The 25,898-nt window shown below is 70.3% G+C and carries 26 protein-coding genes; 15 read left to right on the forward strand and 11 right to left on the reverse strand.

Features of this window, described 5'->3' with window-relative positions; translation table 11 throughout:
* Nucleotide 1 precedes the first annotated feature (1 nt).
* Nucleotides 2–454 carry a 50S ribosomal protein L9 gene (gene rplI / locus EV279_RS02830; RefSeq protein WP_133541418.1) on the forward strand — a complete coding sequence of 151 codons (453 nt, stop codon included), beginning with the start codon at nt 2–4 and terminating at the stop codon, nt 452–454.
* A 215-nt stretch (nt 455–669) separates the two neighbouring features.
* Here the strand turns inward: rplI and EV279_RS02835 are convergent, their stop codons facing one another.
* Both EV279_RS02835 and EV279_RS02840 read right to left on the reverse strand, forming a co-directional pair.
* On the reverse strand, nt 670–2,232 hold the full coding sequence (locus EV279_RS02835) for a chaplin family protein (protein WP_133541419.1): 1,563 nt from the start codon (nt 2,230–2,232) through the stop codon (nt 670–672).
* Nucleotides 2,233–2,327: 95 nt separating this feature from the next.
* Entirely contained in the window at nt 2,328–3,317 is a 990-nt protein-coding gene (locus tag EV279_RS02840; protein ID WP_133541420.1) for a hypothetical protein, read from the reverse strand.
* A gap of 545 nt (nt 3,318–3,862) precedes the next feature.
* Here EV279_RS02840 and dnaB point away from each other — a divergent pair.
* Complete coding sequence (gene dnaB, locus EV279_RS02845; RefSeq protein ID WP_133541421.1) at nt 3,863–5,230, forward strand: replicative DNA helicase; 1,368 nt, start codon at nt 3,863–3,865, stop codon at nt 5,228–5,230.
* 57 nt (nt 5,231–5,287) lie between these two features.
* Here the strand turns inward: dnaB and EV279_RS02850 are convergent, their stop codons facing one another.
* Nucleotides 5,288–5,641 (reverse strand): DUF3253 domain-containing protein, encoded by a 354-nt coding sequence (locus EV279_RS02850; protein ID WP_133541422.1) that lies wholly within the window; start codon nt 5,639–5,641, stop codon nt 5,288–5,290.
* Nucleotides 5,642–5,775: 134 nt separating this feature from the next.
* Between EV279_RS02850 and EV279_RS02855 the strand changes: the two genes are divergently transcribed.
* Nucleotides 5,776–6,441, forward strand: a complete 666-nt coding sequence (locus tag EV279_RS02855; RefSeq protein ID WP_166644428.1) for a phenylalanine--tRNA ligase beta subunit-related protein — start codon at nt 5,776–5,778, stop codon at nt 6,439–6,441.
* A 9-nt stretch (nt 6,442–6,450) separates the two neighbouring features.
* Here the strand turns inward: EV279_RS02855 and EV279_RS02860 are convergent, their stop codons facing one another.
* From EV279_RS02860 to EV279_RS02880, 5 genes are all read right to left on the reverse strand, one after another.
* Nucleotides 6,451–7,275 (reverse strand): tryptophan-rich sensory protein, encoded by an 825-nt coding sequence (locus tag EV279_RS02860; protein WP_243728407.1) that lies wholly within the window; start codon nt 7,273–7,275, stop codon nt 6,451–6,453.
* A gap of 171 nt (nt 7,276–7,446) precedes the next feature.
* On the reverse strand, nt 7,447–7,869 hold the full coding sequence (locus tag EV279_RS02865) for an NUDIX domain-containing protein (protein ID WP_133541423.1): 423 nt from the start codon (nt 7,867–7,869) through the stop codon (nt 7,447–7,449).
* Nucleotides 7,870–7,953: 84 nt separating this feature from the next.
* On the reverse strand, nt 7,954–8,214 hold the full coding sequence (locus EV279_RS02870; RefSeq protein ID WP_133541424.1) for a helix-turn-helix transcriptional regulator: 261 nt from the start codon (nt 8,212–8,214) through the stop codon (nt 7,954–7,956).
* Nucleotides 8,215–8,700 carry a DUF2975 domain-containing protein gene (locus EV279_RS02875; RefSeq protein ID WP_133541425.1) on the reverse strand — a complete coding sequence of 162 codons (486 nt, stop codon included), beginning with the start codon at nt 8,698–8,700 and terminating at the stop codon, nt 8,215–8,217. It lies immediately after the preceding gene.
* Between the two features lie 135 nt (nt 8,701–8,835).
* Entirely contained in the window at nt 8,836–10,005 is a 1,170-nt protein-coding gene (locus tag EV279_RS02880) for a M14 family zinc carboxypeptidase (RefSeq protein WP_133541426.1), read from the reverse strand.
* Between the two features lie 306 nt (nt 10,006–10,311).
* Here EV279_RS02880 and EV279_RS02885 point away from each other — a divergent pair, with 306 nt between their 5' ends.
* From EV279_RS02885 to EV279_RS02895, 3 genes are all read left to right on the forward strand, one after another.
* A complete protein-coding gene (locus EV279_RS02885; RefSeq protein WP_133541427.1) occupies nt 10,312–11,325 on the forward strand; it encodes a TerC family protein in 1,014 nt (337 codons plus the stop codon).
* A 4-nt stretch (nt 11,326–11,329) separates the two neighbouring features.
* Nucleotides 11,330–12,073 (forward strand): SUMF1/EgtB/PvdO family nonheme iron enzyme, encoded by a 744-nt coding sequence (locus tag EV279_RS02890; protein WP_133541428.1) that lies wholly within the window; start codon nt 11,330–11,332, stop codon nt 12,071–12,073.
* A 97-nt stretch (nt 12,074–12,170) separates the two neighbouring features.
* Nucleotides 12,171–12,968 carry an alpha/beta hydrolase family protein gene (locus EV279_RS02895; RefSeq protein ID WP_243728408.1) on the forward strand — a complete coding sequence of 266 codons (798 nt, stop codon included), beginning with the start codon at nt 12,171–12,173 and terminating at the stop codon, nt 12,966–12,968.
* 3 nt (nt 12,969–12,971) lie between these two features.
* On the opposite strand, the gene EV279_RS02900 is transcribed toward EV279_RS02895, so the two are convergent.
* Entirely contained in the window at nt 12,972–13,538 is a 567-nt protein-coding gene (locus EV279_RS02900; protein WP_133541429.1) for an NADPH-dependent FMN reductase, read from the reverse strand.
* A gap of 125 nt (nt 13,539–13,663) precedes the next feature.
* Between EV279_RS02900 and EV279_RS02905 the strand changes: the two genes are divergently transcribed.
* From EV279_RS02905 to EV279_RS02930, 6 genes are all read left to right on the forward strand, one after another.
* Entirely contained in the window at nt 13,664–14,836 is a 1,173-nt protein-coding gene (locus EV279_RS02905; RefSeq protein ID WP_133541430.1) for an epoxide hydrolase family protein, read from the forward strand.
* Between the two features lie 65 nt (nt 14,837–14,901).
* On the forward strand, nt 14,902–15,828 hold the full coding sequence (locus EV279_RS02910; protein WP_133541431.1) for a trypsin-like peptidase domain-containing protein: 927 nt from the start codon (nt 14,902–14,904) through the stop codon (nt 15,826–15,828).
* Between the two features lie 225 nt (nt 15,829–16,053).
* Complete coding sequence (locus EV279_RS02915) at nt 16,054–17,070, forward strand: pyridoxal-phosphate dependent enzyme (RefSeq protein ID WP_133541432.1); 1,017 nt, start codon at nt 16,054–16,056, stop codon at nt 17,068–17,070.
* Nucleotides 17,067–18,239 (forward strand): cystathionine gamma-synthase, encoded by a 1,173-nt coding sequence (locus EV279_RS02920; RefSeq protein WP_133541433.1) that lies wholly within the window; start codon nt 17,067–17,069, stop codon nt 18,237–18,239. Before EV279_RS02915 ends, EV279_RS02920 begins: the two co-directional genes overlap by 4 nt.
* A gap of 71 nt (nt 18,240–18,310) precedes the next feature.
* Nucleotides 18,311–18,997: an acyl-CoA synthetase gene (locus EV279_RS02925; RefSeq protein WP_133541434.1), complete on the forward strand. Its 687-nt coding sequence runs from the start codon at nt 18,311–18,313 to the stop codon at nt 18,995–18,997.
* Nucleotides 18,994–19,341 carry an amino acid transporter gene (locus EV279_RS02930; protein ID WP_133541435.1) on the forward strand — a complete coding sequence of 116 codons (348 nt, stop codon included), beginning with the start codon at nt 18,994–18,996 and terminating at the stop codon, nt 19,339–19,341. The genes EV279_RS02925 and EV279_RS02930 overlap by 4 nt, the downstream gene beginning before the upstream one ends.
* A 24-nt stretch (nt 19,342–19,365) precedes the next feature.
* Here EV279_RS02930 and purB read toward each other — a convergent pair whose 3' ends face one another.
* On the reverse strand, nt 19,366–20,793 hold the full coding sequence (purB, locus tag EV279_RS02935; RefSeq protein ID WP_166644429.1) for an adenylosuccinate lyase: 1,428 nt from the start codon (nt 20,791–20,793) through the stop codon (nt 19,366–19,368).
* A gap of 39 nt (nt 20,794–20,832) precedes the next feature.
* Nucleotides 20,833–21,339, reverse strand: coding sequence for a low molecular weight protein-tyrosine-phosphatase (locus EV279_RS02940; protein WP_133541437.1), 507 nt, complete (start codon nt 21,337–21,339; stop codon nt 20,833–20,835).
* Between the two features lie 165 nt (nt 21,340–21,504).
* Between EV279_RS02940 and EV279_RS02945 the strand changes: the two genes are divergently transcribed.
* The 3 genes from EV279_RS02945 to EV279_RS02955 all read left to right on the forward strand — a co-directional run bounded on the left by EV279_RS02945 (nt 21,505) and on the right by EV279_RS02955 (nt 25,887).
* Entirely contained in the window at nt 21,505–24,204 is a 2,700-nt protein-coding gene (locus EV279_RS02945; protein WP_243728409.1) for an ExeM/NucH family extracellular endonuclease, read from the forward strand.
* Nucleotides 24,205–24,298: 94 nt separating this feature from the next.
* Complete coding sequence (locus EV279_RS02950; protein WP_133541438.1) at nt 24,299–24,553, forward strand: hypothetical protein; 255 nt, start codon at nt 24,299–24,301, stop codon at nt 24,551–24,553.
* Nucleotides 24,550–25,887, forward strand: coding sequence for a hypothetical protein (locus tag EV279_RS02955; protein ID WP_133541439.1), 1,338 nt, complete (start codon nt 24,550–24,552; stop codon nt 25,885–25,887). Before EV279_RS02950 ends, EV279_RS02955 begins: the two co-directional genes overlap by 4 nt.
* Nucleotides 25,888–25,898 lie beyond the last annotated feature (11 nt).

The following is a 25,898-nucleotide window of genomic DNA, read 5'->3' on the forward strand; positions in this document are numbered from 1 at the left end:
CATGGCAAAGCTGATTCTCACGAACGAGGTCGCCGGGCTCGGTAGCGCCGGTGACGTTGTCGAGGTCAAGAACGGGTACGCCCGCAACTACCTCATCCCCCAGGGCTTCGCCGTGGCCTGGACGCGCGGTGGCGAGAAGCAGGTGGCGTCGATCCGCGCCGCCCGCGAGTCGCGTGCGATCCACGATCACGAAGAGGCCGTCGCCCTCAAGGACTCCCTCGAGGGCAACAAGGTGCGCCTCGCCGTCAAGGCCGGCTCTGAGGGCCGCCTGTTCGGCTCGGTCAAGACCGCCGACGTCGCGGACGCCGTCAAGGCCGCCGGTCTCGGCGACCTCGACAAGCGCAAGATCCACATCACCTCGCCGATCAAGGCCGTGGGCGAGCACGAGGCGACCGTTCGCCTGCGTGACGACCTCACCGCCGTGATCACGCTTCAGGTGGTCGCGGCCAAGTAAGCGCCGGCTCACCGGTCGGTGAGCGTTTCGAACCACACGGATGCCGCGGGCCTCAGGGCTCGCGGCATCCGTCGTGTTCGGGTCTCGCCGTCGGGTGCGTGAAATCGGGGCACGACGGATGCCGCGGACCGGACGGGTCCGCGGCATCCGCGCTTCCGCGGCGCGTGCACCGAGGGGCGGATCGGGCCAGGCATGCACCGATCCGCCCGCTCAGCTCACGCGCTGCGGCGTCGCAGCACGAGCGACAGCACGCCGGCGCCGGCCAGGATGAATCCCAGCAGGAGCCCCGCGAGGCCGCTCTCCCCCCCGGTTGCTGCGAGCGTCTTCGAGCCGGTCGCGGCCGTCATGCCCGCCATGGCGGTGGCGCCGCCCGTTCCGGCGAGCGCGGGACCATCCATACCCGTGGGGCCGGCCTGGGTGGTCGGGCTCGTCGGGTCGACGGGGCTCGTCGGGTCGGTCGGATCGGTCGGATCGGTCGGGTCCGTCGGGTCCGTCGGGTCCGTCGGGTCCGTCGGGTCCGTCGGATCGGTGGGAACCACCGGACCGGTCGGCGGGCCCGCGACCGTGCTGTCACCGATGACGGAGATGGCGTTTCCGTCGATCGTGACAGGCAGGTTCAGCACCGGGACGATCTGGGTTCCGCCGAGGATTCCATCCTCGCCCGACGTCCACGGGGAGCCGACGCTGGGAGACGTCGCTCCGCCGACCGGCGCGCTGGGAGATGCGCCGGTCGTGCTGTCTCCGATTCCGGAGATCGCGTTCCCGCCGACCGTGATCGGCAGGTTCAGCACCGGGATGACCTGGGTTCCGCCGAGGATTGCGTCTTCGCCAGACGTCCAGGGGCTGCCGACGGTGGGTGCCGTCGTGCCCTGCGGTGCTCCCGCCGATCCGGTGGGGGCGGCCGTGGTGACGCTGTCGCCGAGACCCGAGATGGCGTTGCCGCCGATCGTGATGGGCGCGTTGACGACGGGGATCACCTGAGTGCCGCCGAGGATGCCGTCCTCACCGCTCGTCGAGGGGCTGCCGACGGTCGGGCCCGAACCCGTCGTCGATCCTCCTGCCGAGCCGGTGGGGGCGGCTGACGTGGTGCTGTCGCCGACCACGGAGACGGCGTTGCCGCCGATCGTGATGGGCGCGTTGACGACGGGGATCACCTGAGTGCCGCCGAGGATGCCGTCCTCACCGCTCGTCGAGGGGCTGTCGACGCTCGGGCCCGAACCCGTCGTCGATCCTCCTGCCGAGCCGGTGGGGGCGGCTGACGTGGTGCTGTCGCCGACCACGGAGACGGCGTTGCCGCCGACCGTGATGGGCGCGTCCACCGAGACGATGGCCTGGGTGCCCGAGCCGATGCCGTCCTCACCCGAGGTCGACGGGGCCGACACTGCGACGGGCGCGGGTGCCGGCGCAGCCGGCGCGGGGGCCGGTGCCGACGTCGCGTCCCCGACGCCCGACACGGCGTTGCCCGAAACGTCGATCGGGACGTGGACGTCGACGATCGCCTGCGAGCCCGAGACGGCGCCGTCTTCGCCGCTCGTCGTGCCCGACGGCTGAGCCGGGGCCGGGGCCGGCGCCGGAGCCGGGGCGGGCGCGGTTGCGGTCGAGTCGCCGATCACGGAGACGGCGTTTCCGGCGACGGTGACCGGGACGTTGACGTCGATGACGGCCTGGGTCCCCGAGAGGATGCCGTCCTCTCCGTTGGTCTCAGCGGCGTTGGCCGCCGCCGCACCGAAGACGGTGATGCCTCCGGCGATGAGCGCTGCCCAAAGGGCGCGCGACATGAAGGTTTTCATTGCAATGCTCCTGAACTGGAAGAAGGACTGCGCGCGGACGCGCGCGGATCATCGTGCCGCCGGGAGGGGCGGCCGATCCTTCGTCAGTCAGGAGCGACGTCGGTGTCGTACGTGGGCGCCGGTGGCGCGACGTCGTCATTCCATCCGTTCCGGCGCATCCAGGCACGGTATGCGACGAGCGGAGCGAATGCGGCGAGCGCGAGAGCGCCGGGGCCCGCACCGTTGGACCCCATGGGAGACCCATCGCCGGGTGCGCACGCACCCAGGACGAGGGCAGAAGACAAGATGCCGCCCACCTGGGCCGCGGTCGACACGAGACCGGCGGCAGCCGAGGTGGTGGAGTGGAGAGCGGCGAAGCCGGGAAGGGCGCGGAGGTAGGCGTCCGTCAGCGCCGAGCCGGCCCACGTGGTCGCGGCGGCCGATGCGACGGTGATCGTCGCCACGAGATCCCCTGCTGCGGCGCCGGTCGGAGCGAGGGTTCCGCCTGCCGACGGCAGGTCGATGTCGGGGACGGCGACCAGCGGCGGGCGCCCGCCTCCGACGACGGTTGTCGTGTCGGCGATCGTCGTCACGAGGTCGCCGGCCGCCTCATCCACAGTGGACGCGGCATCCGTCACCGCCTGACCCACGCCGACCGACTGCGCCACGTCGCCCACCACCGGAATCGCGGTCACCGCGTCGACGACGGGCTGGACGACCGCTCCGACAGGGGCCGATTCCGCGACCTCGGCGACCGGCTGGACGACAGCCTGGACCGTCGTCGTGACCGTGCTGACGACGGGCTGGACCACCGGCTGAGCGGGCGCCGGAGGGGCCTGGACGACCTGCTGCACGGTGGTGGTGACGGCCTGCGTCGTGTCCTGCACGGCCTGCGTCACGTCTCCCACGGTGCTGTCGACGGCGCCGGTGACGCCGCCCAGAAGACCCCCCTGATCGCCTCCGTCGTCCGCCCGCGCGTCGCCCGAGCCGAAGCCCATGAGCAGCGCGAAGAGGAGGTACGCGAACGCGACAGCCGTCCCGATGGCGAGAAGCCGGAAGACAGGCACCCGTGTCGGGTGTGTGGCGATGTCCACGTTCACCTCCTTGTTGCGACGTCGATCGTCGGGCGGACTATTCGTGACCGAATACCGCCTTGAGGGTGCCTGGACCCACGAACATACCCCTGCATGCCCCCCGTGTCCAGACGTCGGTTCGCAAAACGGACACCCGAGCGCGATCGGCGACCTCCATCTGTGCACAACCCTCCCTATCAGACGCAACCTTCAAGCACGACTTCAAGCACATCTGCGTCCACAGGTTGTGAGTCGAAGAATGGCCGATCAAGGGCGGTATTCTGGAGGCGCCGACGACTCATCCCAAGGGTTGTCCACAGATGCTGTGCACAGGCTGTGCGGCGTTTCACGCAGACTTTCCACACAGTTATCCACAAGTCGTGTTGCGAGTGTCCGACCCCGTCCATAGCGTGGGGTGCGGCCCAGGGGGAACGAGTTCGCACACCTATGGCGGTGCGCGGGCGAGGCTCATCGACAACCGGACGCGAGGGCGCCCGGTCCATCGGTGTGCGCGTGGATCCTGGTCCGGACACAGCAGATCTTCGACGCTCCCGGGAGGACGACTTATGTCGATCGCCGACATCTCCGACGAGCGTCTAGGGGGTCCCCGTGAGCCGGAGCGCACGCCTCCGCACGACCTCCTCGCCGAGCAGAGCGCGCTCGGCGGGATGCTGCTGTCGAAGGATGCTGTCGCCGACGTCATCGAGACGCTCCGCGGCCCGGATTTCTACATCCCCAAGCACGAGCTGATCTTCGAGGCGATCCTCACGCTCTACTCGCACGGCGAGCCGACCGACGTCGTCGCGGTCACCGACGAGCTCATCAAGAACGGCGAGCTGCAGCGCGCGGGCGGGGCGGACTACCTCCACAGCCTCACCTCGATCGTGCCGACCGCCGCCAACGCCGGCTACTACGCCTCCATCGTGAATGAGCGGGCGCTCCTGCGCCGCCTTGTGGACGCGGGCACCCGCATCGTGCAGATGGGCTACTCGGGTCAGGGCGAGGCCCTCGATCTGGTGAACAACGCGCAGGCCGAGATCTACTCCGTCACCGGAGCCGAGGCCGCCGAGGACTATGTCCCGCTCACGGTCGCCGTCGACGCCGCCGTCGACGAGATCGAGGCGGCACGCGGGCGCGACGGGCAGATGACCGGCATCCCGACCGGCTTCACGGGCCTCGACCAGTTGACGAACGGGCTGCACCCCGGGCAGATGATCATCATCGCCGCCCGTCCCGCGATGGGTAAGTCGACGCTCGCCCTCGACTTCGCCCGCGCGGCCGCCATCAAGGCCGACATGCCCACGATCTTCTTCTCCCTCGAGATGGGCCGCAGCGAGATCGCCATGCGCCTGCTGAGCGCCGAGGGATCCATCCCGCTCCAGGCCATGCGCAAGGGCACGCTCGATTCGCGCGACTGGACGACGATCGCCGCGACGCGCGGCCGCATCAACGACGCTCCTCTCTACATCGACGACAGCCCCAACATGACGCTCGTCGAGATCCGCGCGAAGTGCCGGCGACTCAAGCAGCGCGCCGGGCTCAAGATGGTCGTCATCGACTACCTCCAACTCATGACCTCCGGCAAGCGGGTCGAGTCGCGCCAGCAGGAGGTGTCGGAGTTCTCCCGCGCGCTGAAGCTGCTCGCGAAGGAGCTTCAGGTCCCGGTCATCGCGCTCTCGCAGCTGAACCGCGGTCCCGAGCAGCGGGCCGACAAGAAGCCCGCGCTCTCCGACCTCCGCGAGTCCGGCTCGATCGAGCAGGACGCCGACATGGTGGTGCTGCTGCACCGCGAGGCGGCCTACGAGAAGGACTCGCCGCGCGCGGGCGAGGCGGACCTCATCGTCGCCAAGCACCGCAACGGGCCCACCGACACCATCACCGTCGCCTTCCAGGGGCACTTCTCGCGCTTCACCGACATGGCCGTCGGCATGTAGCGTTCGGCGCTCCGCGCAGACCTGTTCCTGTGGATGCTGGTCGCCTGGCCGGAGCGCTCACCGGTCGGTCGTGTCGTCGGCGTCGCCGGGGCGCAGGCGAATCCGGATGGGGCCTTTCGCCGTCGACGGATCGACCACCTGCCCGCCCTGCGTGATGTCCACGCGTCCCGCGGCCACCAATCGGCGGGCAGCGCGTCGCGCCGGTTCCATGAGGTCCCGCCAGTCGTCGCCGCCGACGGCGCGCGCGGCCTCCGACGGGCACATCGTCGACGTCGCGGCGCGACGGGCGAGGGTGTCGATGATCCGGCGCTCGAGCGCAAGGTCGTCCTCGTTCACCCCGCGACGTCGGCACCCGTCCGAGCAGTAGCGGACGGCGTCCCAGTCAGCCGCCCACTTGGCGCGGAATTGCATGGTGCGACCGCACGACGCACAGATCTTCGGATCGCGACTCCCCGCGTCGTCCCGTTCGCCTCGCTGCCGGCCCACCCCTCCATCGTGCCGCTGTTTCGGGGAAGTGGCGCCGCAGCTCTTGTACAGTTCGGAACGTGCATTCCGCCGGGCGCTTCCGTCACGACCCCGAGCTGTTGCGCGAGTTCCCGCAGCTCGCCGTCGCGACCCTGGCCGTCGACGGGGTGACCGGCACGGCAGACGTGTCCGCGAGCACAGCGCCTTTCCTGCAGCGCGCGGCAGCGCGGCTGGCCGAGCGCCCCGAAAGCGAGTTCCCGGAGATCGCGGCCTGGCGACGGGCGTTCAGTCAGATGGGGTTGAAGCCGACGCAGTACCGCTGCGCGTCGGAGGCGCTGCTGCGGCGGTACCGGCTGAGCGGGGAGCTTCCCGCCATCCATCCACTGGTGGATGTGTGCAACGCGGTCTCCCTCGCCTACGCAATTCCCATCGCCGTGTTCGACCTTGATCGCGTCCAGGGAGACCTGATCGTGACGCACGCCGCCGGTGACGAGACTTACCTGAGCTTCAGCGGCGAGGTCGAGGCGCCCGATCCGCGAGAGGTCGTCTTCCGCGACGACGCCGGCAACGCGCACGCGCGGCGCTGGACGAACCGGCAGAGCGCGCTATCGGCGATCCGCCCGGACACTCGCCGGGTGCTCATCGTCAGCGAGGCCTTGCATGCCGCCGCCGCCGCAGACATCGAGCTGCTCCGAGATGACCTCGCCGACGCGATAGCCCGCCACTGGGGTCGGGGCGGCCGATAGCCGCTCCGGTCAGTGCCGCACGCGCCGGTCGTGGCGCACACGCGCGACGACGGTCGCGGCGACGATGAGGACGACGGCGACGATCGCGGCGATGCCGGTCGCCGGCGAGTACGGCTCGTCCGTGAAGCGTGCGACGGCGACCCATGCGATCCCCCAGCAGAGCGACAGCGTCGGGGCGATGCGCCCGCCGCCCCAGAAGGCGAGGGCGATGCCGATGGCCGCGGCGACGGCGAGGACGACGGACGACCAGAACTCGGGGGCGATGCCGAAACCCTCGAAGCCCGCGGCGACGAGGATGGCGGTGGCGTTCGCCGCAGTGGCGATGATCACCCAGCCGAGGTACAGGCCGATGGCGCCGTCGGCGACCACGGCCTCGACCCGGTTCTTGGGGGCCGTGCGACGCAGGATGACGAAGATGCGGCAGAGCACGATGAGAAGCAGCACGATGACGGGCAGGCTCAGGTAGAGCAGGTCCGCCTGCACGACGCCGATCCAGACGGCGTTGAGGATGAGCGACGCGGCGACCCACCATCCGATGCGGACCTGCCGCTCGTCGTTGCGCTGTCCGGGCAGCACCTGCCAGATCGCGTAGGCGAGCATGCCGGTGTAGATGACGCTCCAGATGCGGAAAGCGCCCGTTCCCGGAGCGATCAGCGTCGAGTCGGCGTCGAGGAACCCTCCCGCGGCCTCCTGGATGGGAGTGCCGAAGAATGCTCCCGACCCGATGAACGCGGCGACGATGGCCAGCACCGAGCTGACGAGGATGATGACCTGGCGCGCGATGTCGCGCGTCCGGGTGCTGCGGTCGGCGTGGGTCGTCGATGTCGTGGACACGGTGGTCTCCTCTGCTCGCGGCGAAGAACGCTCGTAGGTGCATTCTCCTGCCATGGGGCCCACGGATGCACGAAGAGGATGCCGCCCGCCGTCGGCCTTGCGGACGCGCTGTGGCGACCGGCAGGTTCTAGGGGGCCGGTTCGGCGACCCGCCCCGCTCACGTGATCCGCGCTAGAGGTCCAACGAGGCGAGGATGGCGCCGACTCCGCTCGGGTAGAAGGGATGCTTCGCGTCGCTGATTCGCACCCACCTGATGGGGCTTCCTTCGTCGAGCACTTGGAGCTGCGCCTCCAACCCGATCGCGTCGATGTCAGCGGAATCCACCGCGAAGACGTGTGCGATCTCGTGACCGGGCCTTCCCTCGTACTCGAAGATGTTCTCCACGACCGCCAGAAGCCGGACGTCGTCCAGCCTGACCCCCACCTCCTCCTCGAACTCGCGGCGGACGGCCGCCTCGGCGGTCTCGCCGAACTCGATGCCACCGCCGATCGCGCGGTGGAAGCTCTCTCTCTTGACCCGGTCGGTGCCGCTGAGCACCAGCACGTGCCCCGACCGGACCGGCAGCCCCACCGCGATGTTCCGGATCGTCGTCATCTCCCCGACACTAGCCCTGCCGATCCGGCGCGGGCCTCCGCAGGAGCTCGAGCCCTTCGGACGGCACGGTCGCCGGACCGTCGGTCACCCGGCCGACGCTCGCCCGGAGCCGGCGGCGTCGACGTCCGCCTCGGCGGCCGTCGACGGCTCCCAACGGAGGAGGTCCCCGGGCTGGCACTGCAGGGCCTCGCACAGGGCGTCGAGCGTGGAGAAGCGGACGGCCTTGGCTCTGCCGTTCTTCAGCACCGCGAGGTTCGCGGGAGTGATCCCCACCCGCTCCGCGAGCGTTCCCACCGCCATCTTCCGGCGCGCCAGCATCACGTCCACGTCGATCACGATCGGCACTCAGATCACCTCGTCCAGCTCGGAGCGCAGCATCCGCACCTCGCGCTCGCGTGCGATGGCCTGTCTGAGCAGTGCCTTCATCACGACCACCAGCAGCGCCATACCGGCCAGCACGAGCGCGGCGCCGCACACGAGTCCGACGATGCCAGGGGCGGTCTCGCCCGGTGCCAGCAGGACGGCCAGCGTGAAGACGAGCACGGATGCCGCGGCGATCGCCCCGATGATGACATTCACGTACGAGAACGACGACTCCGAGAACACCGATCCTCTCCGCACCTTCGTCAGGAGCTGCCATACGCAGACGGCGAAGATCTGCATCGACACGACCCCGAGCATCGCAATGGAGACGACGGTGATCCGCCCCCACATCGTCTCTCCCTCGAGATCGAACCAGAGGGCGGGCACGATCATCGTCTGCACGAGGAGCGAGCCCGCCAGCGCGAGCGCGATCACGACACGCAACACCCAAATCGTTGACCCGCCCATGACTGCTCCTCACATCGAACGACAACAGAAATCTATCGATAAACGATAGGCATCGCAACCGCTCGCCCGAAGTTGCCCTCAGAGGTCGAAGAGAAGGGCCGCCCGGTCTCCCGGGCGGCCCTTCATGACCGGGGATCAGTCGGCAGGGAGGTAGATCCGCTCCGGGATCTCCTCGTAGTCCTCGGGATCGAGCGTCGCGATCGAGCCGTCGGCCACTGCGGTGATGAGCCCCCGGAGGCCGATCTCGACCTGCTTGGCGAGGAACCCGTTCCTCTTCTGGCCGTCGGACTGCGTGTTGCTCGACGTCTCGAAGAGCACGGTCGCGCTCCCGCGCAGCGCGAAGGATCCGAGCGCCGTGCCAGGCAGGTTGGTGTTCTGGGGGTAGAGCGTCAGGTCGCCGAACGCCGAGTCGCCGTATGCCTGCAGGGCGTCGTACACGGCGACGTTGGCGCGACGGGACGCGTCGTAGTCGAAGTTCGGCCAGTCCCCGAACTCGGTGGGATCGGCGATGAACCGCGCCGAGATCGACAGCGGCGACATGTCACCTGTGCCCTCCTGCGCGTAGCAGGGCCACTGGTTGTGGAGGTCGACGAAGTAGTCGACGACCCCGAACTCGCCCTCGAGCCCCGCGTACACGTCGCGGACGGTCTGGGCCTCGGGGGTGATGTACCAGCCGGTGTCCGCGCTGTTGCCGGGGAAGTCCGCCGGCTGCGGCACGTAGTCCAGGTCCGGGTTGAAGTCGCGGTTCACGTCGAACCCGGGGACTCCGGGCTGGTAGTTCCAGGCGGGGTCGACGCCGGTGAGCTGCGGGAAGTCCGCGACGACCTCATCCCAGCTCATCTGGTTCTGCCGCGTGTCGCGCTCGCCGCCGTCGACGTTCAACCGGGGGATCGCCACGATCGTGACGTTCTCGCGGATCTCGGCGGCCGACCGGGTGTTGCCGCCGAACTCCTTCAGCAGCGAGAGAAGCGCCTCCGTGCCGTGGTTCTCGTTTCCGTGGATCTGCGACTGGACGAGGATCACCGTGTCGCCCGTGCCGACGCGAGCCTGGTAGATCTCCCGTCCCTCATTGCTGTAGCCGGCCACGGACACGTCGACGACACCGCCTGTGGTCCGCTCGATGCGCTGCAGCTCCCTCGTGAGCTGGTCGTGCGTCACGAACGAGGACCGGTTCCCGGCGGACTCGGTACCGCAGTGCGAGTTGACCGGGATCGCCTGGGCGGCGGGTGCGGCGACGACGCCCGCGGTGCCGACCAGGACAGCGCTGGTGATCGCGGCGAGGGTGATTCTTCTGCTTCTCTGCACAATGTCTCTCTCTGGATAGGTATCTCCCCTCCCGACATGCCAGCAAAGAGATCTGTCATTGGGAAACGCTTGCCGACGTTTCTCATCGAACTGTCATGTGAGGGTTCAGACGCATCCCGACGCGGCGTTCAGCCGCTTCACAGGAAGTCCTCGGCGGGCGACCGTATCCTGCTGAGTCCCAAGGGGAGTACTCCCAGACGGTCGCTCGTCATTACGGATGCCGATGCATCCCGGGCGCCCGGTCCTCGGATTCCGGGGACGGAGAAGACCTTGGCGTCATCTGTCACGCCAGGTCTTGGAGATCCCATGAACATCACTCCGCTCGTCTGGGCGATCACGATCGCCGTCACAATCGCCTTCTTCGTCTACGAGTTCTACGCGCACGTGCGCAAGCCCCATGAGCCGACGATCGGCGAGTCTGCCCGGTGGTCCGCCTTCTACATCGGGCTGGCACTGCTGTTCGGCGTCGGCATCGGCGTCGTCTCGGGGTGGACGTACGGCGGCGAGTACTTCGCGGGCTACCTCACCGAGAAGGCGCTGTCGGTCGACAACCTCTTCGTCTTCCTGATCGTGATGTCGAGCTTCGCCGTGCCGAAGATCTATCAGCAGAAGGTGCTGATGATCGGAATCGTGATCGCCCTCATCATGCGCGGGGCCTTCATCGCCGTGGGCGCGGCCCTCATCTCCAACTTCTCCTGGATCTTCTACGTGTTCGGGGCGCTGCTGCTGTTCCTCGCGTACCGGCAGGCGTTCACGCACGGCGAGTCGAATCCCGCCGACGGGCGGTTCATGCGGCTCGTCCGTCGCATCCTCCCCGTCAGCGACGAGTACAACGGGGACAGGCTCACCGTCCGCAAGGACGGTCGCCGGTTCGTGACCCCGATGCTGCTCGTCATCGTCGCCATCGGGTTCGTCGACCTGATCTTCGCCGTCGACTCGATCCCGGCCATCTACGGACTCACCGAGGAGGCGTACATCGTCTTCACGGCCAACGCGTTCGCCCTCATGGGACTGCGGCAGCTGTACTTCCTCATCGGGGGGCTGCTCGCGCGGCTGGTCTACCTCGCGCAGGGCCTCGCCGTCATCCTGGCCTTCATCGGCGTGAAGCTCGTCCTCCACGCGATGCACGTCAACGAGCTGCCGTTCATCAACGGCGGCGAGCCGATGCTGTGGGCGCCCGAGATCCCGATCTGGTTCTCGCTGCTGTTCATCGCCGCGACCATCGCGGTGGCGACGGCGGCCAGCCTGCTCAAGACCCGCCGGGACCGTCGCGCGGCAGGCGAGCTGCAGAGCGTGGGAAGCGACTCGCTGCAAGACTGAGCGAGTGAGGGACCTCGAGCTCGCCCGCATCCCCGCGGGATCCGTCGCCCTCCACGATGCGCGGCGCAAGACCCGGTCGACCGTCGAGCTCGAGGCCTTCGAGATCGGCGTCTTCGCCGTGACCCAGGACCAGCTGGCCGAGCTGCTCGGGGAGCCGGCATCCCATCCTCGTCGCCCGGCGACCGAGGTCAGCTGGCAGCGCGCGATCCGCTTCTGCAATGCGGCGTCGGAGTGGGAGGGCCTCGACCACGCGTACGCGTTCGACGGCGAGGTGATCACGTGGGATGTCGAGGCCGACGGCTACCGGCTGCCGACCGAGGCGGAGTGGGAGCACGCCTGCCGGGCCGGGTCCACGGGGCCGCACTACGGGCCGCTCGCCGAGGTTGCGTGGACGAGCACGGACGGCGTCTCCACCCCGCAAGACGCCGGCGGCAAGCTGCCGAACCTCCACGGCCTCTTCGACACGCTCGGCAACGTGTGGGAGTGGTGCTGGGATCTGCTCGATCCCGCGCGCTACGACGACTACCGCGTGTTCCGAGGCGGTGGATTCGCGGATGACGCGTGGAGCGTGCGCGCGTCGGTGCGGCGCGGCGGCTCCCCCCGTCTGGCGCAGGACGACCTCGGGTTCCGCATCGCCCGCGGCGCGTTCGCGACCCCCGGCGCGGCACAGGGGTGGTCGGCGGAGGCGGATCGGGAGAGGGCGGCGTACGACGGTCCTCTGCCGCCGGGGTGGACGCCCCGGCGGTGACGTCGCCGGACGGCGGTTTCCGGGTGAGCCCGCCCCCCGACGGCTCGCTGCCGCGCCTCGCGACCATCCCTCGCGACCACTCGCGACAATGGGAGTCATGACCCCCAGTGCGCTGCCGATGGTCGCCGTGCCCGAGCCGCAGTACGTCATGTCGGCGGAGGGCCACCGCATCGCGACCTACGCGTGGGGCGACGAGCTCGCCGACACGGTCCTCGCCGTGCACGGGTTCGCCTCCAGCTGCAAGGACAACTGGGTCGACACGGGCTGGGTGCGCGATCTCACGCGGGCCGGCTACCGCGTGCTCGGGGTGGATCAGCGCGGTCACGGTCTCAGCGACAAGCCGCACGACGGTCAGGACTATACGATGTCGGCCCTCGTCGCCGATCTTCAGCTGGTGCTCGACACCTACCTGCTCGACACGGTGCACTACGTCGGCTACTCGCTGGGCGGCCGCGTGGGCTGGCAGCTGCTCGTCGACGCGCCGCACCGCGTCTCCCGCGCCGTGCTCGGCGGCATCCCGGACGGGCGGCCGCTGGCTCGCGTGAAGATCGATCAGGCTCGCGCGTATGCCGAGCACGGCACCCCGGTCCTCGACGAGGTGACGCAGCGCTATATCCTCCTCGCGGAGCGCGTGCAGAGCAACGACCTGGGCGTGCTCGTGGCGCTCGCCGAGGGAATGCGGCTCGGGGATGCGGACCCCGACCCCGATCGCCCGCCGCAGCAGCCCGTGCTCTTCGCCACCGGGTCCCACGACGACATCCTGGAGCGTTCGCGGACGCTCGCGGCCGCGGCCCCCCACGGCACGTTCTTCGAGATCCCCGGTCGTCACCACTTCAACGCCCCGGGCTCCCGCGCGTTCCGCCAGGAGGCGGTCGCCTTCCTCGGTCAGGCGTAGCGGCTAGGGCCTCGGCAGCACGGTCAGCACGCGCTGGATGTGCTCGCGGAACTCGCCCATGAAGCCGCGGAGGAACTCCTCCGTGCCCTCGTCGCGCACGGTGCCGTCGTCGTCGTAGTCGTCCGGGTCGAACTGGATGTAGGCCTCCGGTGCCGTCATCTGGCGGGCGTTGCAGAAGCTCAGCACCGCGCGCAGGCTCTGCTGGGCGAGCGCCGTTCCGAGCGACCCGATGGATGCCCCGATCACCGCCGCCGGGATGTGGTCGAACGAGTTGTGACCGTAGGGGCGCGAGGCCCAGTCGATCGCGTTCTTCAGCGCGCCGGGGATCGAGCGGTTGTATTCGGGGGTGACGAACAGCACGGCGTCGGACTGCCGGATCGCGTCCTTCAGCGCCCGCGCCTCGGCCGGGTAGTCCTGGTCGAAGTCCGGGCTGTAGAGGGGGAGATCGCCTATGCCGATCTCGGAGAACTCGAGGTCGTCCGGCGCGAGCGAAATCAGGGCCTTCGAGAGCCTCCGGTTGATCGAGGTCGACGACAGGCTGCCGACGAAGTATCCGACTCGGTACGTCATGGCGCGTCCTTTCCCGTTCTGGTGGGTCCAGGCTCCTCCCGGCGCCTCCGTTCGGGCACCCCCTTGCGCAATCGGCGCGCCTGTACGAAGGACCCGCGGTATCGCGCGGGACTACCGTGGCTCCCATGACGGATGCCGCGCCCCCGCCCGAGCCGTTCCGCTCGGTCACCCGCGCCGAACAGATCGCCGACCTTCGCGCACGGCTTCGCGCGACGCGCTGGCCCGACGCCCCCGCGGACGCGGGGTGGACCTACGGCATCGATCCGGGCTACCTGCGCGAGCTCGTCGCGTACTGGGCCGACGGGTTCGACTGGACCGCACAGGAGGAAGTGCTCAACCGCCTCCCGCGGTTCCGCGCGAGGGCCGGCGGGCTCGGCATCCATTTCCTGCACGCACGAGCCGTCGACCCTGCGACCGCGCCGATCCCCCTGATCCTGTGCCACGGCTGGCCGGACTCGTTCTGGCGCTACACGAAGGTCGTGGCGCTCCTCACCGACCCGGGGGCGCATGGCGGCGATCCGGCGGACGCCTTCGATGTCGTCGTCCCAGACATGCCGGGGTACGGCTACTCCGACCGGCCCTCCGGTCCCCCGCTGGACGCGATCGCGGTAGCGGAGCTGTGGGCCGAGCTCATGTCGACCCTCGGGTACGGGCGCTTCGGGGCGGCGGGCGGCGACATCGGCAGCCACGTCAGCCGCTACCTCGGGCTGAACCACCCCGACCGCCTCGTCGGAGTGCACCGCACCGATGCCGGCATCCCGGTCTACCCCGGCGATCCGTCCGACCTCACGCCGGAGGAGCGGGAGTGGATGAGGGATGCCGCGGCCTGGGGCGCGACCGAGGGCGCCTATGCGGCGATGCACCGCACGAAGCCGCAGACCGCTGCGGTCGGGCTCAACGACTCGCCGGCGGCGCTCGCCGCCTGGATCGTCGAGAAGCTTCGGGCGTGGAGCGACTGCGGCGGCGACGTGGAGCGTCGCTTCACGAAGGACGAGATCCTCACCGACATCTCGATCTACTGGTTCACCGAGACCATCGGCTCCTCAATCCGCCTGTACCGGGCCAACGCGGCGATCCCGCCCGCACAGCACGGTCGCCGCGTCGAGGTGCCGTCCGGGTTCACGCTCTATCCCGCCGACATCCTCCGCCCTCCCCGGGCCTGGCTCGAGCGGACGGCGAACGTCGTGCGCGTGACGGAGGCGCCGCGGGGCGGGCACTTCGCGGCATTCGAAGAGCCGGAGCACTACGTCGAGGAGCTGCGCGCGTTCTTCCGCCCGCTGCGGGCGCTGGCCGGGTGAGGCGCACTCGTGCGCCCAGCGCGAACACGGGCGACGCGGGCGGGCGGCGGATCGAAGATGGCCTCGTGGATGACGACGGATCGGTGCTCGACGCCTATTCGCGCGCAGTGACGGGGGTGGCGGCATCCGTCCTCCCCTCGGTCGCCGCCGTCACGGTGCGCACTCCCCGCGGATCGGGCGGGGGAAGTGCGGCCGTCATCTCGCCGGGAGGGCACCTGCTCACGAGCGCACACGTCGTGGCATCCGCCGGCTCGGTCTCGCTCGCCTTCGCCGACGGCACCGAGCTCGCGGCGGCCGTCGCCGGAAGCGACCCCCTGTCGGACCTTGCCGTGCTGCGGGCGGACGGCCCGACGCCTCGTCCTGTCCCTTGGGGCGACGCGTCGAACCTGCAGGTCGGGCAGCTGGTCGTGGCGCTCGGCAATCCGCTCGGTCTCGCCGGCAGCGTCACCGCCGGCATCGTCTCGGCGCTCGGGCGCTCGCTGCCGACACGCGCCGGCCGCGTCATCGACGAGGTCATCCAGACGGATGCCGCGCTCAACCCCGGCAACAGCGGCGGCGTCCTCGCGGACAGCCGGGGGCGGATGGTCGGCGTCAACACGGCGGTCGCGGGCGTCGGTCTGGGGCTGGCGGTGCCGATCAATCCGACGACGCGCGCCATCATCGACTCGCTGCTGCGAACCGGGCGCGTCCGGCGTGCCTGGCTCGGCGTCGCCGGGGCGCAGGTGCCGCTCGCGCCGCCCGTTGCGGCGAAGGTCGGTGCGCGAACCGGGATGCAGGTGTCGTCGGTGGTCGCGGGCAGCCCCGCCGACTCCGCGGGTGCCCGGCGCGGAGACATCGTGATCGCACTGGACGGTCAGCCGATCACGACCGTGACCGGAGTGCAGCGTCAGATGGTCGAACACGCCATCGGTCGACGGATGGAGATGACGCTGTGGCGCAACGGCGCCCTCGTCGACGTCGTGGTCGAGCCGCAGGAGCTGCGCACCCCCTGAACGGCGGCCGTCGCTCAGGAGCCATCGACGCTCGAGGTCGCGTGTCGTACCGTGGATGTTACGTAACACAGCTCGCCGTGGCGCGCCCGCGCGCTTACGCTTTGCTCGTGCTGACCTGTCGCTGTCGTCGCTTCGTGCGTGCCTAGGCATCCGCCTTCCTCACCGCATCCCGACCTCGACAGTCCCCGCGCGATCTGAAGCGCGGCCTCACACTTAGGAACCCCCGTGCGATACGCGCAGAGCGTCGCCGACCTCGTCGGCAACACCCCCCTGGTCCGCCTCGGCCGAGTCACCGCCGGCGTCGGCGCCACGGTGCTCGCGAAGGTCGAGTACTTCAACCCCGGCGGCTCGTCGAAAGACCGCATCGCCGCCAACATCATCGACGCCGCCGAGCGCGACGGCCTGCTGAAGCCCGGCGGCACGATCGTCGAGCCGACCAGCGGCAACACCGGCGTGGGTCTGGCGCTCGTGGCCCAGCAACGCGGCTACCGCTGCGTGTTCGTCGTCCCGGACAAGGTCGCCGAGGACAAGCGCGCCGTGCTCCGCGCCTACGGCGCCGAGGTGGTCGTCACCCCCACGGCGGTCGAGCCCGACGACCCGCGTTCGTACTACAGCGTCTCCGACCGTCTCACCCGAGAGATCCCCGGCGCCTACAAGCCGAACCAGTACGCCAATCAGAACGGCCCGCGCAGCCACTACGAGACCACGGGGCCCGAGATCTGGCGCGACACCGACGGCCGCGTGACGCACTTCGTCGCCGGCGTCGGCACGGGCGGGACCATCACCGGAACCGGCCGCTTCCTCAAGGAGGCCTCGGCGGGCGAGGTGCGGATCGTGGGCGTCGACCCCGTCGGCTCGATCTACTCGGGCGGTCCGGTGCACACCTACGACGTCGAGGGGGTCGGCGAGGACTTCTGGCCGGCCGCGTACGACCCGTCGGTGGTGGACGAGATCTATCGGATCAGCGACGGCGAGTCGTTCGCGATGACCCGTCGGCTCGCGCGGGAGGAAGGGCTGCTCGTCGGCGGCTCGAGCGGGATGGCCGTCGTCGGCGCACTGCGGGCCGCGCGAGATCTTCCCGACGACGCCGTCGTCGTCGTGCTGCTGCCCGACCACGGGCGCGGCTACCTCAGCAAAGTGTTCGACGATGACTGGATGACAGCCCACGGCTACTCCCTCACCACGAGCGCCGACGACACTGCGCCCGCTGCCGCTGAGCCGACCGCGAGGAGCAACGCGTGAGCGACGCGTCCGGCACCGGTTCCCCCGCCCGCGGCTTCGACAGCCTCGCCGTCCACGCGGGCCAGGCGTTCGATCCGACGACCGGCGCCGTCATCCCTCCCGTGCACTTCTCGACGACGTATGCACAAGACGGCATAGGCGGCTTGCGCAACGGATACGAGTACGGCCGGAGCGGCAATCCCACCCGCACGGCGCTCGAGAACCAGCTCGCGGCGATCGAGGGCGGAACCCGCGGCTTCTCCTTCGCGTCCGGTCTCGCCGCCGAGGACGCGCTGCTGCGCGCCGTGCTGAAGCCGGGTGACGACGTGCTGCTCGGCAGCGATGTCTACGGCGGCACGCACCGACTCCTGGCGAAGATCCTCGGGCCCTGGGGAGTCGGCCTGCGCATCGTCGACATGAGCGATCTGGATGCCGTCGCCGCCGCCCTCGCGGAGGGACACGCGCCGATCCTCTGGGTCGAGACGCCGAGCAACCCGCTCCTGAAGATCACCGACATCGCCGGTCTCGCCCGCGTCGGCCACGCCGCCGGCGCGCTGGTCGTGGTGGACAACACGTTCGCCTCTCCTGCGCTGCAGCGGCCGCTCGACCTCGGCGCGGACGTCGTCGTCCACTCGGCCACCAAGTATCTCGGCGGCCACTCCGACGTCGTCGGAGGCGCGCTCGTGCTCAAGGACGACGCCCTCGCGGAGAAGGTGAAGTTCCTGCAGTTCGCCGTGGGCGCCGTGTCGGGTCCGCTGGACGCCTTCCTCACCACGCGCGGGATCAAGACGCTCGGACTGCGGATGCAGCGACACAGTGAGAACGCGGCATCCGTCGCCTCATTCCTCCAAGGGCATGAACGGGTCGCGAAGGTGTACTATCCCGGCCTGTCCGATCACCCCGGTCACGAGATCGCGGCGCGGCAGATGAAGGCGTTCGGCGGCATCGTGTCGCTCGCCCTTGCCGACGGTCCGACCGCTCGCCGCTTCGCGGAGTCGACGCGCCTGTTCCAGCTCGCCGAGTCCCTCGGCGGGGTGGAGTCCCTCGTCAACTATCCCGACGAGATGACGCACGCGTCGGTGCGCGGGACGGAGCTGGCGGTGCCCGAGGAGATCGTGCGGCTCTCGGTGGGAGTCGAAAGTGCCGACGACCTGATCGACGACCTCGACCGGGCGCTGTCCTCGCTCTGACCCGGAGACGCCGCCGCTCCGCGGCGACTTAGACTGGAGGCATCCCGTCCGCCGCTTTTCCCAGGTCAGTCGTGTCAAGATCCAGCGCTCCGCGCACCTTCGAGGTGCGGCACGTGCAGCTCGCGCGAGCCGTCTTCGCGGCACTCGCGGCGGCGATGATCACGTTCTCGCCCGACCATTCCGCGGCTGTCGGGATGTCGGTGTTCAGCGGCTGGGCGATCGCCACCTCGCTGGTGTTCTTCGTGTCCATCTGGCTCGTCTACCCCGCCGGTTCGCGCTGGCCGTCGGTGCTGCTGGGCATCGTGACGGTGATCGCCGGCATGGTGGGCGGCGTCACGGCGTGGCGCACCACGGCGGTCTTCTTCGCCGTCGTGATCGTCTGGGCGATCCTCGCGGGCCTCGTGGAGACCGTGGCGGGGGCGCGGGCGCGCCGGGCACTGCGGGACACCGACGACATCGGCGCGCGGGGTGAGGCGCGCGACGCGCTGACGGTCGGGATCGTCACCGTTCTCCTCGGCCTCGGCATGCTGTTCGTGCCGACCCAGTACGCGCTCGACTACTACATCGAGGACGCGGGGCGGTCGTTCACCCTGACGGGCATCACGATCGGCGTCGGGATCTTCGGCGCCTACGCCGCGATCGTCGCGGTGTACCTGGCGATCGCCGCGTTCTCGCCGCGCAGGAAACCCGCCGACGTCACCGCCGACGCATCCGCCCAGACCGCGCCGACGGCGCCCGAACAGGGAGGTGCGGCGTGAGCGCCGACAAGCCCACCCGCCGTGACCTGATGAAGCCCGTGCAGCTGATCGGCCTCGCCTTCGGCGCGGCCGTCTTCACCGGCGTCGTCACGCTCCTCTCGATGGGGTTCTTCCAGCAGAAGCCCGGCGACGAGATCCAGCAGGCGCTGGTCGTCGCCGCGATCGCCGCCGGCGTCGCCTTCATCGTCGTCCTGCTGATCGTCTCGCTGCTGCTGCTCGCGGTCGACCCGGCGCAGATGGAGAGGGGTGTCGATCGACCCGTCCTCCTTCCCGACGAGGAGACCCCGCACGGCGCCGGCGACGGCGGGGCGGGTGCCGCGGCATCCGGTGACGACCTCCGCTGACCGCTGACCCGCCGGGCGAGCGCGTCAGCTCCCGCCGGGGTCGCCCGCTCCGTCCCCGTCTTCTTCGAGCACGTCGACGAGCTCGGACGCGATGCCGGTGTACGTCGCGGGGGTGAGGGCGAGCAGCCGCTCCTTCGCCTCCGCGCCGATGTCGAGTCCCCGGACGAACTCCGCGAGCTCGGGCGCCCCCACGCGACGGCCCCGCGTCAGATCCTTCAGGAGGGCGTACGGATCCGTGACGTGCGAGCGGCCCCGCACGACCTCGGCCCGGACGACCGTCTGGATGGCCTCGCCGAGCACCTCCCAGTTGCCGTCGAGATCCGCCAGCAGCACATCCTCCGCGAGCGAGATCTCGCCGAGACCGCGCTGCAGGTTGTCCAGCGCGAGCAGGGAGTGACCGAGCGCGACGCCGATGTTCCGCTGCGTCGTCGAGTCGGTGAGGTCGCGCTGCAGGCGCGATGTGACGAGCGTCTGCGCGAGGGTCGACAGGAGTCCGCCGGCGATCTCGAGGTTGGCCTCGGCGTTCTCGAAGCGGATGGGGTTGATCTTGTGCGGCATCGTCGAGGATCCGGTCGCGCCGGGCACGGGGATCTGGGTGAAGTAGCCGATCGAGATGTAGGTCCACACGTCGGTCGCGAGGTTGTGCAGGATCCCGCCCGCGTGGCGGATCCGGTCGTAGAGCTCGACCTGCCAGTCGTGCGACTCGATCTGGGTGGTGAGCGGGTTGAAGCCGAGGCCGAGCGACTCGATGAACTCCTGCGCCACGATCGGCCACGCGACGTCCGGCTCGGCGGCGAGGTGGGCGGACCAGGTGCCGGTCGCCCCGGAGAACTTGGCGAGGAAGTCGGATGCCTCGACCTGCGCCGCGACGCGCTCGAGGCGCCACGCGAAGACGGCGAGCTCCTTGCCCATCGTGGTGGGCGTCGCAGGCTGTCCGTGCGTGCGCGACAGCATCGCGGCATCCCGGTGCCGGACCGCCAGGGCGCGGAGGGCCGCGATGACGGCGCGCAGCTTGGGAAGCCAGACGCCTTCGACGGCGCGCTTGACGGTCAGCGCGTAGGCCGTGGAGTTGATGTCCTCGCTCGTGCACGCGAAGTGCGTGAGCTCGGCGATGCCGTCGAGCCCGAGCTGCGACAGCCGGTCGCGCACCAGGTATTCCACCGCCTTGACGTCGTGGCGTGTGATCGCCTCGCGCTCGGCGAGCCACCGGATCTCGTCAGGCCCGAAGTCGAGGTACAGCACCCGCAGGCGGTCCCTCTCGGACTCGTCGAGGGGGCTCGTCCCGAAGAGAGAGCGGTCGGTGAGCGCGAGGAGCCACTCGACCTCGACCTCGACGCGTGCGCGGTTCAGGCCCGCCTCGGAGAGGTAGTCGCCGAGGTCGGCCACGGCGGCACGATAGCGGCCGTCGAGGGGGCTGAGGGGCTGGATGCCGAGGGCGGAAGAAGAGGACACGGTACTCCCGTCAGAGCGCTGCACGCGCGCCGCGCCGGGTCACACGGCGGGGCGGATCGCGGGTTCGAGCTGCCGGAAGAGCGCCCGGCTCGCGCTCTCGATCATAGCGAGCACCTCGTCGAACATCCCGGGGCCGGCGTAGTAGGGGTCGGGGACGTCGAGCGAGGGTGCCGCCGGGTCGAAGGTCATGAGGAGCGCGATCTTGTCGGCATCGGTCTCGGTGCGCGCCCAGCCGCGCAGGATCCGCTCGTGGCTCCGGTCCAGCGCCACCACGAGGTCGTTGTGGGCGAAGTCGGCCGGTGTGAACTGCCGCGCCCGGTGATGGGCGGCGTCGTAGCCGCGCCGCTCCAGCGCCTGGATCGTGCGCTGGTCGGCGCGCTCGCCGACGTGCCAGTCCCCGGTGCCGGCGCTCGATGAGCCCACGCGGTCGCGCAGGCCCGCGGCATCCGCGAATCCCCGGAAGACGACGTCGGCCATGACCGACCGGCAGATGTTGCCCGTGCACACGAACAGGACGCGGAAGGGCTCCACGGCGCTCGCGGTCATGGGCTCCATTCTCTTCGTTCCGGCGTCTGAGGCAACCGGTGATCTGCGTCGCCGGGCGTTCACGATCCCGTCATCGCCGGATCTTCCTTTGTGCGCGGGCGTTGCCTAGGTTTGTGCCGGGAGGCTCACGAAGCCTCCTTTCCATGTGCTCGATGAGGAGGCCCTGTGCATCGCTCCGTCCGTCCGCTCACCTATCTCGTCGCCGGGGCCCTCGCCTTCGGCGCGCTCGCCGCTGCACCTCCGGCCGCGGCCATCATCGGCACAGACCTCATGCTCAGCGAGGTGATCGAGGGCTCGAGCAACAACAAGGCCGTCGAGATCTACAACCCGACGGCGTTCCCGGTCGCCCTGGGCAACTACGACCTGGTGCAGTACACCAACGGCAGCACGGCGCCGACGACCCTCGCGACCCTGTCGGGGACGCTCGCCTCGGGCGGCGTCTTCGTGGTCGCGCACGCGTCGGCGAACGACGCGATCAAGGCGCAGGCCGATGTGCTGTACGGCAGCGGGATGTTCAACGGCAACGATGCGATCGCTCTCCGCAAGAGCGGCGTGGCGATCGACGTCTTCGGGCAGATCGGCTTCGACCCGGGCTCCTTCTGGGGCACGGGCAACGACATCACACAGGACCGCACGCTGCGGCGGGAGGCCGATCGGTGCGGCGGCGACCCGATCGGCGAAGACGCCTTCGATCCGACCGTCGGCTGGGACACCTTCCCCAGGGACACCGTCGACGACCTCGGCGTCCACACGTCCCTGTGCGAGGTGAACCCCGAACCCGACCCCGACCCCGACCCCGAGCCGGAGCCCGACCCTGTCGCGGACTGCGCGGCGACCACGGTGGCGATCGGCTCGGTGCAGGGCGCCGGGGCTTCGACCCCCGTGCCGAACACCGTCGTCCGGGTGGAGGGCGTCGTCGTGGGCGACTTCCAGACGGGCGGCTTCGACGGCTACTACGTGCAGGACGCCGGTGACGGAAACGCCGCCACCTCGGACGGCATCTTCGTCTACCAGCGCGACGACGACGACACCCCGGGCAACGGCGACGGCATCCTCGACGTCTCGGTGGGCGACGTCGTCCACGTCGTGGGCACGGTGTCGGAGGCATTCGGCATGACCCAGATCACGCCGTTCGACGCGGCGGTCTGCGCGACCGGCGCGGCTCTGCCCGCCGCCGCGCCGCTGAGCCTCCCGGCGACCACCGCCCAGCGCGAGGCGCTCGAGGGCATGTACGTCACGCTTCCGCAGTCGCTCGCGATCCTCGAGTACTTCAACTTCGCCCAGTTCGGCACGATCGCCGTGGGCCTGGACCGTCAGTACCAGCCCACCGCGACCTTCGAGCCGGGCTCCGTGGAAGCCCTCGCCCTGAGGGACGCGAACATCGCCGAGCGCATCACGATCGACGACGGGCGCAGCGTCTCGAACCCCGACCCCGCGATCCACCCCGACGGCGGCGTGTTCACCCTCGATCACTCGTTCCGCGGCGGCGACCTCGTCACCGACGCGACGGGGGTGCTGGACTACCGGTTCAGCACGTATGGGATCCAGCCCACCCAGGGCGCGGACTTCGAGTCGGTGAACCCGCGGCCCGAGGTGCCGGAGGTCGGCGGCGATCTGAAGGTGTCGAGCTTCAACGTGCTCAACTACTTCGTCGACCTCGACCCCTCGCCGGGCGACGACTCCAACCCGGAGCGCGGTGCGAACACGGCCGAGGAGCTCGCGCGTCAGCAGGCCAAGATCGTGGCGGCGCTCGCCGACATCGACGCGGACGTCTTCGGGCTCATCGAGATCCAGAACAACGGCGACAAGACCCCGTCGGCGGTCGCGACGCTGACGGCGGCCCTCAACGCCGCGGTCGGCAGCGATGCCTACGACTACATCCGCACGGGGAAGCTCGGGACCGACGTCATCACGACGGCCTTCCTCTACAAGAAGGCGACCGTGGAGCCGCTGGGCGATCCCGTCGCGCTGACGGGGGCCGAGGATCCGCGGTGGCTCGACACCCGCAACCGCCCCGCGCTGACGCAGACCTTCCGGGCGACGGCGGGCGGCGAGCCGGTGACGGTCTCCGTCAACCATCTGAAGTCGAAGGGCTCCTCGTGCGCGAGCGACGGAGACCCCGACCTCGGCGACGGGCAGGGCAACTGCAACAAGGTGCGCACCGCCGCCGCGCAGGCGCTCGCCGAGTGGCTCGCGAAGAACCCGACGAAGCAGGGCACGGGCGACCGGTCGCTCATCATCGGCGACCTCAACTCGTACGACAAGGAGGACCCGATCGATGCCCTGAAGGCGGCCGGCTACACGGATCTGATCCAGAAGTTCCAGGGAGAGGATGCCTACAGCTACCTCTTCGACGGGCAGCTGGGCTACCTCGACCACGCACTCGCCAGCGCCGGTCTCGTCGCCGACATCACCGGCGCGGCGCCGTGGAACATCAACTCCGACGAGCCGGGCATCATCGACTACGACATGACGTACAAGGCGCCCGCCCAGGACGCCCTGTACGCCCCGGACCCGTACCGCTCGAGCGATCACGACCCGGTGCTGGTCGGGATCGACCTCGACACGACGCCGCCGGGCCTCACGCTCACGCCGTCCGCCGGCCGGATCATGCCGCCCGACAACAAGGAGCGCGTCGTCACGATCGACGTCGTCGCCGAGGACGAGAGCGACGTCTCGGTCGCCCTAGTGTCGGCCGAGGCATCCGGCTCGAAGAAGGCCCACATCACCAGGATCGACGACACGACGTTCCGCGTGGTGGCGGCGAACAAGGCGGTCTACACCTTCACCTATCGGGCGACGGATGCCGCGGGCAACACCACCACCGAGTCCGTGAAGGTGGTGGTCGGTCCGGTCACGGACTGATCTCCGTCCCTCCACAACATCCGCGCGCGGCGCGTTCTCCCGATATCGCGGGAGGGCGCGCCGCGGCATATTGCGGGACGACGATGCTCGACGGGTGGATCGGATCTGGACGACCGGGGCCCCCGGGGCGGGTTCGCTGCCCGAGGCTCGGCATCGACTGTCGGCGATCGTGACGACGCTGCGAGTCCTGCAGACCGATACCGCGTGGGAATGCCGGGCGGCCGACGGGTACCGCGTCTCCCTCGAGGCGCTGAGCGGGGACGTGGCCGACCTGAGCGAGCTCGCCCGGGATCTCGAGGGCGACCTGCACGGACTGTGGCTGCGCGCGGCCGCGTCGGGGGCGTGGTGAGCGCGGGCGACCTCGACATCCGCAGCGGCGGCGTCGTCGCCGTCGACACGGCGTCGCTTCGCGCTGCGGCCGATCGTCTGGCGGCGACGGCAGAGGAGCTCGACGTCGTCGGGGGCGTCTTCCGCCGGGCCGTCAGCAGCATCGAGTCCGTCCCCCGCGCCGAGACGGTGCGTGCCCTCGCTCGCGCCCAGTACGCGCGGGACCGGGCGGCGCGACTGGCCGACGAGACGCGGCGAATCGCTTCGCGTCTCGTGGAGCTCGCGGCGGTCTTCGAGACCGTAGAGCTGCGGGCGGAGCGTCTCGCCGCCGAGGCCGCACGCGACTGGGCGGCTGTCGAGCGCATCGACGCGCGGCTCGTCGTGCTCGAGCGGGAGCACCCGAAGGCCGTGCTGCAGGCGTCGTGGGAGGAGCTCGCGCGTACCGCGACGTGGGCGGGGTCGCTGGTGGGCGAGGGATCCTCGCTGGCGCAGTGGCTCTTCCCCGGCGGAGCAGCGGCCGGGGGTCTGCTGCTCTGGGGCTTCACAGCCGGCCTCCGGACGGTGGGGGCCGGCACGGTGGGCCGAGGCGCACGGCTCACCGGGCCCGCGCAGCCTGTGGTCGTGCGCGAGATCGCCGCGGCCGGCGGCCGGCGACCGCCGGCGACCCTCGCGGCAGCCGCCCAGCGCATTCCCTCGACCGACGGCGGCCGCGTCCGCGTCGAGCGGTACGCGATGCCGGACGGCTCGCGCCAGTACGCCGTGTACGTCCGGGGCACCACCGGGGGCGGTGCCCGCGAGGCGTTCGACATGACGTCCAATCTGCAGCTCTACGGCGGCGAGCAGGCGGCATCGTACGAGGCCGCCGTCGCGGCGCTTCACGACGCCGGTGCCGGGCCGGGCGACGTCGTGCATGCCTTCGGCCACTCCCAGGGCGCGATGGTGGCCGCGCGGCTCGCCGTCGACGGAGACTTCGACACCCGGACGCTCGTGACGTTCGGGGCGCCGGTCGACGCGGAGGTCGGCGAAGGCACGCTCAGCGTCGCCGTGAGGCACCGGGACGATCCGGTCGTCGCCCTCGCCGGCGGAGGCTACGACGGCGGCGTCGGCTCCCCCGGGAGCTTCGTCGCCGAGCGCACGATCGACCCGATGCTGAGCGCTGCCGACGCCGACCCGCTCACCGCCCACCACATGACGACGTATCGCGAGACGGCGGCGATGCTGGACTCGTCGGGAGATCCCCGCATGGCGACCGTACGGGAGCGACTCGCGCAGCTGGGCGCCGCCGCGTCGGTGGAGGTCAGGGAGTACGCGGTCGAGCGTGCCGACCCCGAGCCGGATGCCCCATCGTGTCGCTGAGGACGTGCTCA

It is taken from the genome of Microbacterium sp. BK668, assembly GCF_004362195.1.
GTDB lineage: Bacteria > Actinomycetota > Actinomycetes > Actinomycetales > Microbacteriaceae > Microbacterium.